At 64.8% G+C, this 14153-nt stretch carries 8 protein-coding genes; 4 read left to right on the forward strand and 4 right to left on the reverse strand.

The features are described 5' to 3' along the window. Window positions 1-507 precede the first annotated feature (507 nt). Both AAGA68_19530 and AAGA68_19535 read left to right on the forward strand, forming a co-directional pair. Window positions 508-3315 (forward strand): choice-of-anchor Q domain-containing protein, encoded by a 2808-nt coding sequence (locus AAGA68_19530; protein MEM9387261.1) that lies wholly within the window; start codon window positions 508-510, stop codon window positions 3313-3315. Between the two features lie 6 nt (window positions 3316-3321). Beyond that, window positions 3322-5151: a hypothetical protein gene (locus AAGA68_19535; protein ID MEM9387262.1), complete on the forward strand. Its 1830-nt coding sequence runs from the start codon at window positions 3322-3324 to the stop codon at window positions 5149-5151. 64 nt (window positions 5152-5215) lie between these two features. Here the strand turns inward: AAGA68_19535 and AAGA68_19540 are convergent, their stop codons facing one another. Continuing rightward, window positions 5216-6679, reverse strand: coding sequence for an alpha/beta fold hydrolase (locus AAGA68_19540; GenBank protein ID MEM9387263.1), 1464 nt, complete (start codon window positions 6677-6679; stop codon window positions 5216-5218). Between the two features lie 33 nt (window positions 6680-6712). Here AAGA68_19540 and AAGA68_19545 point away from each other — a divergent pair, with 33 nt between their 5' ends. Beyond that, window positions 6713-8500 carry a histidine kinase gene (locus AAGA68_19545; protein ID MEM9387264.1) on the forward strand — a complete coding sequence of 596 codons (1788 nt, stop codon included), beginning with the start codon at window positions 6713-6715 and terminating at the stop codon, window positions 8498-8500. After that, a complete protein-coding gene (locus AAGA68_19550) occupies window positions 8461-9192 on the forward strand; it encodes a LytTR family DNA-binding domain-containing protein (GenBank protein MEM9387265.1) in 732 nt (243 codons plus the stop codon). Before AAGA68_19545 ends, AAGA68_19550 begins: the two co-directional genes overlap by 40 nt. Here the strand turns inward: AAGA68_19550 and AAGA68_19555 are convergent. The 3 genes from AAGA68_19555 to AAGA68_19565 all read right to left on the reverse strand — a co-directional run bounded on the left by AAGA68_19555 (window position 9189) and on the right by AAGA68_19565 (window position 13514). Then, window positions 9189-9413 (reverse strand): hypothetical protein, encoded by a 225-nt coding sequence (locus tag AAGA68_19555; GenBank protein MEM9387266.1) that lies wholly within the window; start codon window positions 9411-9413, stop codon window positions 9189-9191. The two genes, AAGA68_19550 and AAGA68_19555, sit on opposite strands and share 4 nt — an antisense overlap. A gap of 125 nt (window positions 9414-9538) precedes the next feature. Continuing rightward, the gene (locus AAGA68_19560; protein ID MEM9387267.1) at window positions 9539-10117 is read right to left on the reverse strand and encodes a hypothetical protein; all 579 of its coding nucleotides are present in this window, start codon (window positions 10115-10117) and stop codon (window positions 9539-9541) included. Between the two features lie 13 nt (window positions 10118-10130). Beyond that, a complete protein-coding gene (locus tag AAGA68_19565; GenBank protein ID MEM9387268.1) occupies window positions 10131-13514 on the reverse strand; it encodes a hypothetical protein in 3384 nt (1127 codons plus the stop codon). Window positions 13515-14153: the final 639 nt, after the last annotated feature.

Below are 14153 nucleotides of genomic sequence, written 5' to 3' on the forward strand. Positions count from 1 at the left end.
TCGCTTACTTGTTCGAGAGCTTACTGGTCCGCAAAGTAGGAGCCGTTCTCGAGCGACCCGTGAAAGTGACAGAGATTCGTTTTGGATCCTGGCGGTGGCCGCGCAAGCAATGGTGGTTGTGCGAGCACTGAAGACGCGGAACGTCGGGCCTCGGCAGCACCTGGCGGTTCGCCTGCCGCCGCAGTGGATTCGCTTCCTTCGAATATCGAGTTCGATATTTTCGATTAAAGCGGACACCCCGTTGGTTGTGTGCCGGCATTAGCATGCTAACGCTTCGTCATCAGCCTCGCGAGGCTTGTGTACCACCTCTAGTGCTGTCAATTGACTGGCGGCGAGGGGCTTGTTTTCGCGCTGGGCCAGCCCCCATACTTGCGTGACGATTGGCGGACATGCGTTCGCATTTCGATCGAGCCGATTGGGCACCACCTGACAAGAACAAGTAGCAGTGGTGCGTCGCTGGGCCGACACCAGCGCCGGGAACAGAAGCCGTCGTAGCAAGGAAGCTCCATGAAACCACGTCCGCAGCGCTCGCTCGCGCTCGCCGTCTGCAGTCTCGCCCTGGCAAGCGTTATCGCCGGCAACCCGACCCGTGCCCAGGAGTGTGAGGATAGTATCACCGTCACCACGACGGCCGATGCAGGGCCGGGCTCTCTGCGTCAAGCGGTAGATCGCGTCTGTCCGGGGGGCACCGTCGACTTCGATCTGCCCACGCCAGCGACCATCGGTCTGCGCCGGCCGTTGCGTATCCGCCAATCACTGGTCCTGCTCGGTCCCGGGCAGGAGTTGCTCACGATCGATGGCCAGGGGCCGGGGTCCGTGCTTCAAGTTGGGGGCGTCAGCGCTACTCTCATTGGCCTCACGATCTTCGGCGGCAACACGGACACTAACGGCGGTGGCATCATCAACGGCGGATCGCTGCGCCTGGTCGACGTCACCGTGGCCAACAACAGGGCCTTCCTCACCGGCGGCGGCATCGTCAACGACGGCGTGCTGCTGCTAGAGCGCGCTATCGTGCGTGACAACACGTCCGGCCCGCTGGAGAACGACAACGCGGGCAGCGGTGCGGGCATTGTCAATCGCGGTGAGCTGATCATCCGAAACAGCCTGTTTGCCGACAACCTCGTGCAGGGGGCGGGCGGTGGCGGCATGCTCTACAACGAGCGTGGCAACGTGCGCATCGAACGCAGCGCCATCATCAACAACCAGTCCTTGGGTACGAATTCGCGGATCGCCGCCGGCGCGATCCTCGTGCTTTCAGGCAGCGTGGAGATCATCAACACCACCATCGCCGGCAACTTTGCGGCGTTCCAGCGGACGTCCGCCATCAACAACGTTGCGGGCTTGGTGACCTTGAGCCATGTCACCCTTGGCGACAACTTCAGGGGATCGAACAGTGTGCTTTTGCGCACTGATCAGGGAGTGACCAGCCTGCGCAATACGCTGCTGGCGAACAACGGACAATCGGGCGACGACTGCCTGGGCACGATCGTCTCGCTCGGCTACAACCTCACCGACGACTCCAGCTGTAACTTCGCCGGCCCTGGTGATCAACTGGTGGCAGACGCGCTGCTAGGGGAACTCGACGGCGCCGATCCCATCCCCACCTTCCCCTTGGAGATGGGTAGCCCAGCCATCGACGGTGGGCTTTGCGTGGGGCTAGATGGCGCGCCTATCACTGAGGATGCCCGGGGCCTACCTCGCCCCGTGGACGCCACCGGCGTGCCGAATGCGGTCGACGGTTGCGACATCGGCGCGCGCGAGATGCGGGCGGCCGACTTGGTCATCGACAAGGGCTTGGGACTCGGTACTCCGCTGCCGGGTGCGCGCATCGACTATCGCATCGGCATCACCAACCGAGGCGTCGGCACCGCGGAGGGCATCATCGTGACCGACGTGCTACCCGAGGAAGTGGTGTTGGCGGGGCCCGTGACCCTGACCCCACCGCAAGCGGACGCCGAGTTGGCCCAGACCGCCGCCGACCTTCCGACCCTCGCCAGCAATGTCCGCCTTGGCGCTAACGACACGGCTAGCCTGACGGTGCCGGTAGTGATCCTGCCGCAGACGCCGACCAACGTGCAGATCACGAACGTCGCCGGTGTTCGACGTGCGGGTGATGCGGAGCTGCGGGAGGACAGCGTCACCTTCACCACCTGCGTTACTGCGCCGCCGGTCACGAGTACGGCGGACGATGGTCCGGGCAGCCTACGCCGTGCGCTGCGCATCGCCTGTTCGCCCGGCGATATCACCTTCGATCTGGCGACCCCCGCATTGATCACGCTGAGCAGCGGGGAACTGCTCGTCGACCGCTCCCTAACGATCTTCGGGTTGGGCGCCGATCAACTCACCATCGACGCTGGGGGCAGCAGCAGGGTCTTTCGTGCCACCGACAGGCTGAGCCTCTCCGGGCTCACGCTGCGCGGCGGATCGGCGCAGGTCGGTGGCGGCGTGTACGCCAGCGATGTGTTGATACTGACGGACGTGACGATCACCGATAACGAGGCGGAGCGCGGCGGCGCTATCGCCATGGAGGGTGGCGAGCTGCTGCTCGATGAGTCGCGCGTCGTCGGCAATCGTGCGGTCAACGTGGGCGCTGTAGCGCGCGGCGGTGGCTTGTACCTGGAAAACACCGACGGTCGGATCGACGACTCTGTAATCGAGAACAACACTGCTCGCGGTGACCTCGGCGAGGGAGCAGGCCTGTGGGTGGATGGGTTCGTGGCCCTCGATCGCTGTGCCGTGGTCGGCAACCGGATCGACGGTGCCGGCGACGGCGGCGGGCTGTGGGTGGAGTCGGGCGCGGACGCGTTTCTGCTAAACACCACCCTGGCGGACAACCAGGCCGCCCTCGGTGACGGCGGCGGCATCGCTGTGGAGTCGGGCGCCACCGCCGAGCTCGCCTTCCTGACGGTCGCGAACAACAGTGGCGCCAGCGGTGGCGGACTCGCTAGCGACAACACCCCGCCCGTGCGCATCCTCAATACGATCATTGCGCAGAACACCGGCGGCGACTGCCGCTACGCGCTGGAGGCGAATCAAAACTCCTTCGGCCACAACATCGATGGCGACGGCAGCTGCCGCCTCGATCAGCAGACCGATCAACCAGCCACCGACCCGCTGCTGCTGCCCCTGGGGGACAACGGTGGTCTTACGCCTACTCTCGCCCTGGATCCCTCGAGCCCTGCGATCGATACCGGCACCTGCGTAAGCCTCGACGGCAACGCCGTTGGCGTCGATCAGCGCCGCAGCTCGAGACCTGTGGGCGCTGACTGCGATGTCGGCGCCTTCGAAAGCGCCCCTGCTGATTCGCCTCGGTAATTGTCCATGAGGTACGCCAACATGCACGCCGCTGACCACCAGCTCCCTGCGCAGCGCCGCAATACCGCGTTCCCCATGCGGGCGAGCGCCGCCCTGGCCTTCCTGGCCCTACAGCTTCCCCTGCACGCAGAGGAAGTGGACTTTCGCAACATCGGCACCTTCGATGCCCCCGAGTACACCGAAGGCGCCTTGACCGTGAGCGCGGACCCAGGCCTAGGGATCCTAGAAGGTAGCGGCGGCGGCCTGGGCGTAGTCGGCGGCGATAACGACAAGCGCTTCGACGCCGACGAGAGCGCCTTCTTCGAGTTCGCGCTTCCTCGCGGCGCGCAGAGCGTCATCATCGACTTCAACGGTTCGAACCGTCACTTCTTTGAGGTTGCTGCGCAGCTCAACGGCGCGTTCCTCGGCGTGGTCGAGGTGAACGCACTCGATGGCAGCCTCGACCTGACGGAGGCGATGGGTGGTCAGGTGATCACCTCGTTTTCCGTTTCCTCGGTGGAATTCCAGGAGAGCAGCGAGGACATCGACGCCATCCGCTTCGAACCCGTGCCCGCCCCCGACTACGGGTGGGGCGAGCCGTTCTTCATCGAGCCGCCGGCCGATGATGTCGACGTCGTAGAAGTAGAAGCGGCGCAGGCGGTGTTCGACAGCACGGGCGAGGCCATTGTCGTGGCTGTAGGTAGGCGCGAGTTCCCGGGCACGGCGTCGCTTTACGAAGTACGCTCCCTGGGCCGCGAGGGCGCCTGGACCGGCGCGCAGACGATCTACGACTCGACCGCCGAGGTCTTCTCCGCCTTGGCGATGGTCATCGACGACCAGGCACGTATCACGGTGCTCGTGGGCGAAGACCGAGGTTCCAACGACATCCTGGCGTTGCACTACGTCCCCGGCGTGGGTTGGCAAGAGCCGGTGCCTGTGTTCGAGAACTTCCCCATCAACTTCGGTGACCCGGTCACGTTGGTCGCCGATGCGCAGGGCAACCTGGTCGCCGGCCTTAGCCAGAACCTGTCCTCGCTCGAATTCGTGGGGGCCGTGTACAACGCGAACACTGGGCGTTGGAGCTTGCCCTTCTTTATCTCGCCCCCCGGCGAGACCGCCCGCAACGGAGCCATCGTCGCCAGCCGCGACGGTCAGCAGATTCAGGCCGTGTACACTCTTACGCGCCCCGATCGGTCGCTGCTCCTCACACGCCGCTTCCTGGCGCCGTCGCTGGGCTTTGCCCCGGCGCAACCGGCCCCGGGCATACCGGACCGTATCGGTGACATTGCGCCGCCAGTGATCGATGAGGACGGCGCCCTCACCACGCTTTTCTACGAGTCGCGGCTCTTCCCGCAGACAGACCAGGCGATCTGGGTGCTCAAGGCCATCCGCTACGAGGACGAGCAGTGGGGGTTGCCATCCGTGGTGCAAGTGCACCGGGACGAAGATGGCGACTTCCGCAACTTCTCGGATACGGACGTTGCACGGAATGGCGACGTGTTTTTCATCTACACACGCTTCGACCGTTTCACGGGCGTGAACCTACGCACGGTGTTGCGCTACAACGCCGCCAGCGATCTCTGGGACTCCGCCTTTCAGCTGCAGATCAGCGACCGAGCCTCGTCCTCGCGCACACGTATCGCGGCGCGCGAGGACGGCACCGCACTCGCCGGATACCGCGGCGAAGGCGCCATGGTCTCGAGGCTGTTCAGTAACGCCGTGTGGGATGAGCCCATCCTCATTCCGCAGGCATCCTCATCGTTCTTCCGGCTGTTGGCGGACGGCCAGGACGTGCTCATGATCGACCAGGACGATGGCGGCAGCGGTGGCGACCTCATCTGGTTTCGTGACCGCTAACGCACTCGCTTCTCGCCTTCTGCGAGGGATAGGGTCGCCGTTGACAAGCCCAAGTGTTCGCTCACTAATATTGCTGAAAACTCGGCGGCGGTATCACGATCCGCTCGCGCGTTGGCGTGGATCCAGCGAGGAAGGCCTGCACGATATCGCCCACCCGCGGGTCGATCATGAATAGGTCATGGCCGGCGTTTTCTATGGTGACCATCGCGCCCTGCGAGAACTGTGACAGTACCTCCTGATGCGCCTCCGGGAAGGTTCGCCCGTCCAGGGTGCCGGACAGGATCAGCGTCGGCAGCGACGAGCGTAGCGGTGCCCGAAACTCCTCCCCGAGATCCTGGACGTTGTCGAGCACACCGAGTAAGTGCGGCAGGGGGTAGTTGAGCCAATCCTGCAGGATGGCCTCGTCCGCTTGCTGCTCGATCAGCGCGAGGCGATCGGCGCAGACGCCGGAGGCGAGGTCCATGGCCAAGGACATGGGTCGCAGGGCGGCCGGTCGCGCGTAGGCCAAGCGGTAGGCCGCTTGCGCTAAGTACTCGTATTCGCCCTCGGCGAGCGCGGCGTAGAAGGCTGGTAGAGCGGCAATGTTATGCGGGTTCTTACTCAAGAAGAATGCGGTGTAAAGGCGAGCCGCCGTGCCGTCGAGGGTGAGGGTGACGGACCCCTCGGCGCCGGGCGCGACGAGGTCGACGTCAATCGGCGAGCTGTCCAGGCGCTCCAGTACTTTGCGCATAGTCGCCGTGAGATCTGGGTAGCGAGCCGCGGCCTCGGGGTCCCTGGCGATGACCTCAGCGACGCGGTCGTAAAAGCGATCGGACCGCAGCGGCAGTTTGATCGTCTGGGCCAAGCCTTCCGGGCTCGCCAGTACCAGTCGGTGCAGGTGCGGCTCCATCCGCCTAACGGCAGCCATCGCTAGGTGGGTGCCGTAGCTGATGCCCCAGAGGCTGACCTTCTGCGCGCCGAGAGCCTGGCGTAGGGCCTCGAGGTCACCCGCACTCTCCCAGGTGGTGTAGGCGTTGAGGTCTACCCCTTGCTCGCGCCAGACCGCGCCACAGTGCACCGCCGTCGCGCGCAGGTAGGCGATCCAGGGCTCGCGCAGGAGGGGTTGGTCGATGGGATAGGCCTCGGGCGCCTGGCAGGGCGGAGGCGGGGCGGACGCGCCGGTGCCTCGTTGGTCCAGTGCGATCACGTCGGCGACGCTGCGCAGGGCCATAAACAGCTCGAACCGAGCGCCCTTCGCCGTGGCGATGCCGGACCCGCCCGGACCCCCCGCGAGATAGATGATCGGTGGGCCCGGGTTGTCAGTGGTGGCGTTGAACTTAACGAAGGCGAGGGTGGTGGTGCCGCTGGCTGCATCGTCGTGGCGAAGCGGCACCTCCAGAGTGCCGCGCTGGGCAGGCACGCGGGTGCCGTCTTTGGCTTCGAAGGTCATCGCCTCCCAAGCGATGGCGGCTTCGCTCTGCGGCACCAGCAGCTGCAGTACGGCGAGCAGTAGGTAGAGGCCGTAGCAGAGCATTTGCTTGGCGGACATTCGACATTCTCCGGCAGGGGTCACGGAAGCAGGATGCTCAGCATTCGACGCCATGGCCAGCGCTGTTACGCCAACTGCTCCTTCGCCTGGGTGGGCATCTCAGGCGCACGGCCGGGGCGTGCTAGCCTGTCCCGCACCATGTCTTATGCCCGGTTTCCCGCTTGCTATCGCAGGCCCGCCCTGTCGCTCCTGCTGGTGCTATTCGCACTCTTCTTTGGGAGAGGGCCACACGCCGCCGAGCTGCGTTACCCGCAGGCCTGCGTGCAGCAGATGGGCGCTGAGCAGATCGACGTGCGCTGGCGGGACGTGCGAGAGCGGGAGCTGCAGACCCTCGAATGCGACATCGAGTTGCCCGCCGTCTACGCGGGCGGTGAGCCCATAGGTCTGTTTCTCTCTGGCACCTTCTCCGCGCGCATCTCCTGGGACGGGGTCGCGCTCGGCTCGAAGGGTTCGCCCGGGCTGGATCGCGTATCGGAAGTGCCCGGGCCGCTGGCGGCCGTGGTGTTCGTGCCGCCGGAACTGTTGGGAGCAGGGCGTCACCGGCTCTCCATCGAGTGGTCGGCACACCACGCCGGCAACGTGTATTCGCCGCTCGACTTCATCTTTCTCGGACCCTTCCAGGATCCTCTGTACGCTGAGCGAGCGCGCTACCTGCCGGCGATGTTGACTGCGGGTACGCTGGTGCTGGCCTTCACCTACCTGCTCCTGCTCGGCCTGCGCACGAGGGACCGCGCCTCGTGCTGGCTGGCGGCCGCCTGCTTCGCCGTGCTGATGCAGCTCGCCTTCGAGGTGTTGCGGGCCTACGTCAACTACTCCTACGACTGGCACGCCATCCGCTTGCGGGCCGTCACCGTCGCTGCTGGCATCGCCACCATGTGCTTGCTGGCGTATTTGTGCCAGCGCTTCGAGCGTCGTTCGTGGTGGATATGGGCCGTAGTGCCGATCGGCGTCCTGTCGGCATGGTTGGTGCCGAGCCCCGATGGGGCCACGGTCATCGTCATCACCCTGGGTCTGCTCGCGGGCATCATCGTCACTGCCCAGGCGCGCCTGGGCGGCGACACCTCTGCCCAACCCGCCATCTTCGGCCTCGTGCTGTTCGTTGCCCTTCTGCTGCTGAACGCTCCTGGCTTCCTCGATCTCGGCCTTTACCTGGGCTACGCCGTGTTGCTGCTCTTCCTGTTCGCCGAGCAGGTGGGTGTAGTGAGCCGCGAGCGGGAGGCTAAGCAGCAGGCGGAGCTTACGTCCGCTCGCCTGCGCACGGAACTGCTCAAGCGCAATCTCAACCCCCACTTCTTGATGAATACGCTCACCACCTTGAGTGAGTGGATAGAGATCTCCCCGCGCACGGGAGTGGCGATGATCAACGCGCTCTCCGAGGAGTTCCGCCACCTGGCGCAGATGGCTGAGCAAACCCTGGTGCCCCTCGCGCAGGAGATCGCCCTTTGCCAGCGCCACCTCGAGGTCATGGGCTATCGCCACGATCGACGTTACGCGCTCGCCGTCGAGGGCTCGGCGGCCGACTGGACCCTACCGCCCGCCGTCGTTCACACGCTGGTGGAGAACGCGATCACCCACGGGCGCTACGCGGGCGACACGGCGCTTTCCCTCAAGATCGAGGCGTCCGCGGAGATGCTAACGCTCACCTTGACCGCCCCTGCGGGCAAGCCGACGGCAGATCACGCGACGCGCAAGGGAACGGGCACGCGCTACGTGGAGGCGCGCCTTGCCGAAGCCTACGGCGACGCGTGGTCCCTGGAGGCCGGGCCGACCGAGGACGGTGGTTGGCGCACACGCCTTTGCCTGCCGGCGCGACGCCCGTGAAGGTGCTCGTGGTGGAGGACGAGCCGATGGTGGCGCGTCGCCTGGCGCGCATGTTGAGTGCGCTGTTGCCGCAGGACGTAGTCATCGAACGCTGTGATGAGCTATCGCAAGCGGTGCACGCCCTGCGTGGCACGCGCTACGACGCGCTCTTTCTGGATCTGAACCTCGCCGGGGAAGATGGCTTCGCCCTCCTGCGCAAGGCCCTGGTGGGGCCGCACGAGACCATCGTCGTGTCCGCTAACACGGACCGGGCCATGGAGGCCTTCGAGCACGGTGTGCTCGACTTCGTCCCCAAACCCTTCGACGAGGCGCGCCTAGGCAAGGCGGTGGCGCGGCTGCAGCGCCAGGCGTCGCGGACGGGGCCTGCGGTCAAGCAACTCGCCGTGCAGACAGGGCGGGAGACCCGCGCCGTACCCGTCGCGCAGGTGCGGGCGATCCACGGCGCGGGCAACTACGCAGAACTCGAGCTGTTAACCGGGCGTCGGCTGCTCCATGCCAAGACCCTCGACCAGCTAGCCGAGCTATTGCCGGACGAGTTCCTGCGAATCCATCGCTCGCACATCGTCAACCTGAACACGATCAGCTCCCTTCGCACCTTGGAAGGGAGCCGCTACCGGGTGGTGTTCGAGGACGGCCGTGAGCTGCCCGTGAGTCGCCAGCGCGTGCGTGAGCTGCGCCAGCGTCTCGCCTAGCCTGCGCGCCAGGTCAGGTGGTGACGATGACCTTGTCCGTCTCCCGCACCACCGAAGGCATCCACGCCGTCGCCGTGGATATCGCCTAGCTCAGCCAGCTTCGATCCGGCGGCGCCTTGGGCATCGGTTCCATTGAGAACAAAGCCTGGTGTTCCATCGCCACCGCTGCTGCCAGCAGATTCGAGTAGAAAAACGTCGTTAGCATCGGCGGTGTGGGCCAAGAGTCAACGCCGCGCAGGTGAGGGCCGATCCCTCGCTATGACTGATGCGCGCCGAGCTTAGCCGGGCCCGCACCAGCGCGGCGATTTGGGGCCCGGCAATCGCTCGCCAGACCCCAACCACACCGCTACCTTCGCCGGCGCTGCGCCCGCAATAACACCAGCATCAGCGATCCACCGGCGATCAGCCCGAGCGCGCCCGGCTCGTGCACCTCGACCACGTCGATGGTGAAGGACGAAGTTATGTCTTGCGGATCGTTGAAGAGGTAGATCAGGCCCTCGTTGAGCGAGCCCGTATCGGACACGATACCGAGCGACGTGGTGCCCGCCCCTACCGCGGAGAAAGTGAGCGCGGCGATGGTAAACACGTCGTTGCCCTGCTGGTTCGGGACCCCCGGGAACGCGCCACCGGCCACGTCCACGTCCGGGAACAGCTCGGAGAGGTCTACGAACGGCATGAGCACGTCGGCGCCGACGAAGGTGGCGACGGACGGGTCGTCCACCACTACGTCGAAGCCGAAACCGAGCAGTTCGTCGGCGGCATCGAGGCCGTCGAATACGCCGCTAGCGACCACGTCTACGGTGAACTCGTCGCCAACGTCGGGCGCGGGGCCTGACAGCATCAGGTCAATCGCGAGGGCGTGGGTCGTGCCTGCGGCTAGCATCATGGTGATGCAGGTACCGCCGATCATATTTCTAAGGTTCATTGCCTAGTTCTCCTTATTGTGCTCGGAAGAAGCCGTACCAGATGCGGTAGTCGGCGAAGGTGATGCAGCCGTCGGCGTCGTAGTCTGCGTCCTGCACGAACCGCGGATCACCCGTGCAGCTTCCGAGCCCATCGCGCAGGATGCTGAAGTCATCGCCATCGATGTCGCCGTCGCCATCCAGGTCACCGTCGATCGGAGGCACGAAGCCCTCGAACTGGTCAGCGGTGTAGCTCCGCGTGGTGGCGACATCAGCCGCGACGAGGTTGGCACCATTGTTGCTGAAGATCAGCAGCCCGTTCACCTCGAAGGGCCCATCGACGCCGTTGGTCCCGATAGCGTTGCCATCGAAGATGAAGGTGATGGTGTCGACGCCCGCAGACAGGCTTCCAGAGCGGCTATCGAAAGTGATGTCGGTGCCGTTGGGATCCTCCAGACGTGCACTCCACTCGTAGGTCCCGCCCTGGGTCAGCTCCAGCTCCACGTCCACCTGCAGCTGATCGAACAGACCGTCACCGTCTGTGTCGATGCCTATGTCCGTCGAGTTACCCGTCAGGCGGATGTCCGCCACTTCCACTTGCTCTCCCTCGAAGTCGAGAAAGCTGTAGGTGCGGGTGGTGTCTTCCAACAACACTCGCTCCAGCTCAACCATGGTGGCGGGGTCGCGCAGCGTGAGCTCGACCGTGTACGGGCCGTCTAGCTCTAGCGAGTTGATTTCCTCACCGCTGAAATCGAAGGTAATGCTCTGCAGACCCCCGGCCACGTCCCGCGGGGCCGAGTACACGAAGGCGCTATCGGTGCCGTTCGACAGAATGGCGGCAAGCTGGAAGTTGCCCTGGGCCACGTCTAGTCCTACGTTCACCCGCAGCAGTTCGAACAGGCCGTTGCCGTTGTCGTCGACACCGTCGTCGCTGAAGTTGCCGTCTGGGCGCAGCAGGGTGAAGGTGAACTCATCCAGCAAGTAGCCCGCGGTGTCGAAGGTGGCTTCGTGGCGGACCATGCTGGCCACTTCGGTGACCGTCGCGAAGATGGTATACGGCCCGTCTTCACCGAACTGCCGGATGGCGACGCCGCCGAAGTCCATCTCCAACGCGTGTTCACCCGCGTCCAGGAAGATTGGACCGATGGCTTGCGCCTCCACGATCGTGCCCTCGTCCTTCCACAAGGTGCCAGTGACGAAGTACTCGCCGTCGACGCGAGCGTTGAGCGTAAGCGACGTGCGCAGCTGGTCGAAACGACCATCGCCGTCCTCGTCTACGCCGCGGTCCACACTGCCCAGGAAGACCGCTTTGAGCTCGCCAAAGTCAGTAGCGGCGTAGGCAGGCGTCGGGACCGTAACCGCATCCTCCTCCATAGTCTCCGAGCTTACATCCACCCGCAGTGAATAGGGTCCATCGGTGGCCGTGGTTGCAATGCTCTCGCCAGGGAACTCGAAGTTGACCGTGTAGCTGCCTGGCGGGCCGCTGATCGGCTCACTCAGCCCGGAGTTCATGAGGTTGCTACGACCTCGCGCGGGAATCACATCGCTGCCGATCACGAGCGACGCGCTGACAAAGAACTCGCCGGCCACGGTGGTATCCACGGTCACTGCCGCGCGGAGGGCTTCGGCGAAGCCGTCGCCATCTTCATCGATGGGTTCGAAGGCCACGACGGGTGCTACGGCAGCGTTGCTTACGAGCAGAGCGCCTCCGCCAAAGACATCTGCGAAGGGCACCGGTGCGGGTGCCAGGTAGCGCCACTCGTTGCCCCAGGTGGCGTCGTAGGGGCTTGGGAGTGTCGTGCCCGTACGGCGCAGGAGGGCGCCCTCGCCGGTGGTAAGCCAGTTCTTGCTGTCGCGCACTTCCCGGCCGCCGTCCAGACGCCAGTCCACGAAGGCCTCACGACTCGAATAGCTGCCGTTAAACGTGGCGTCCTGCCAGTTGCTACCCTTCTTCAGCAGGCTGTGCATGCCGAAGACGTAGCGATCCAGCGTGCCGCTTGGTTCAGCGCCGGCCATGCCAGTAAAGGCGGAGTCCAAGGAGCCGTTGGGCCTGGTGACGAAGCCGGAACGAATCACCACGCGGTCCTCCGAGCCCGCGCTGGCACCGAGCACTGCGCTCAGGTTCTGCAGCACCGCGGTGAAGGCAACGCAGTTGCCGTCATTCAGCGATCCTTCCACGAGGCCAACCCAGTCGGACGGATCGTTGCCATCAAGGTATTTCCAGCTCAGCGGGTTGCCGAACATGGATGTGCGTACCTGGTTGATGACGCCCGCTTCATCCGTTGCGCCATCGGAGCCACCGGCCCATTCCACGCCGCGCTCGTACCACGTGCGCTTCGGCCTACACGGCGAGGCGGTGCAGTCACTGGTGGCCTTGGGAGTGGCCAACGTGGTCAGCGCGCGGCGGTTGATTTCCACCATCTGCTGATCGATGGTGAAGGCCAGGTTAGCAGTACCGTCCGCCACCCGATCGAGCATGCGCAGCGAGATGTTGCCCTGGGTGCCTGTCCACGCGGTCTCGCCCCTGGTCTGCAGTGGCACAGGTCCGCTCAGCTGCCATTGCACATCGACTTCAGGCATGCCAGCACCGCCACCGCAGGCATCCAAGGTGGCGCGCAGTATGACGTCCTTCTCTCGGCTGCCCACGAACGGAAACTCAGCGAAGTCGAGTTGATTCTCGACGACGTTGCAGTCCGCATCGAAGCTCTGGCGATAGATCACATTGTCCGCGATCTCGCGCACGGGGTTGCCGCCCATCACCTCCAGGGTCACCGCATACTGCTGGCGAATGGGCACGATAAACGCCACCCAGTCGATCGCCGTGCACCACGTGCCCGTGGACAAAGTGTCGATGTTCACCTGCACCGTGTTCACGGCGGCGGGGCCGCCGGGAGCTGGAAATTTGAGCTTACGAATGTCCAGACGGAAGGAATTCAATAGCCATATGCCGTCGTCACCGTTGAGGAAACCGAGGCTCTCGCCGTTAAACAGCACCTCGTCGCTTTCAGGCGGTGGGCCGCCGTTTACGTCCACGTCGAAGGCGGGCAACACGAGTTCGAAGGTGGCCGGGATGATGCCGGCGTCGATCAGAGACTGGGCGTCCACAAGGAAGCCGTTGGCGTCGACTTCACCTACGGACTGATCCACCAGTACATCGATGATCAGCGGGTGTTCGGGCTCGTCATTGAAGGTGCAGCCGGTGTCGAGGCCGGGCCCCGCGTTGGTGACGAAGGCGTCTTCCGTGGGCGGCTCGAAGGGGGAGCTAGTGTCGAGGACAGGGATGTTCAGCGCCGATGTCGGGTGCCGCGCGTCGCGATCGTCGGCGTTGGCGGCGGGCGCCCCGAGTAAACAGAGCAACACGCCGGGCACGAGTACGCCCGGGAGTCGTCTTCGCAAGGTCTCCGTGTGAGTGTTGGTCATCTTTTTTCCTCTGATGCCTATTTTGTTAGTTTGCTGACTGCGGGTTGGTGTGTCGCGCCTGCGCGCTCTGGCGTTTCAAGCGCCGTGCTTTCCGGCGCGGCGGACACTTCTGTTCGTCGTTGATGTGCGACACACCCCTAGAGTGCCCGAACGTTAGGATTGTTCGCAGCCTGCGGTCGGGTCGAGCCGTGAGGGTGGAGGCGAGTTGCACCAGCGAGAGGGGCAGCCACCGGACACACGGGGGCCAAGCGAGTGGAGCGCGGTGCACTCCGGGCAGCGCCGCCCGTGTGCCGCGGGTGGTCGTTAGGCCGTGCTACGGGTGGTGCCAAGGATGCTCACGGATAACGAAGAGAGACGCCGCGCACCCTCACGAGGGTTACCGCCGTCGATGGGTACCTTAGGGGTGCCCCGAGCGAGGAGAGGAGTACGGCCAGCCCGGCATGTACGTTCTATCGTGGCGTGGCAGCGTTCAAGATGCTCGATGACTGCAACCGCGAGGCACTAGCCTGCTTTATTCATGAGGTGTGGCGTTGAGCCCCTGAGATGAGATCGTAGGGCGTTGACCGCAGCTGAGCGAGTGCCTGTGAGGCGTTCTCAGGGTTGAGGCCGGCGTTTTCCGAGTGTTGGGGTCGCTCATGC

Source organism: Pseudomonadota bacterium (assembly GCA_039193195.1).
In the GTDB taxonomy this organism is placed as follows: domain Bacteria; phylum Pseudomonadota; class Gammaproteobacteria; order Steroidobacterales; family JBCBZW01; genus JBCBZW01.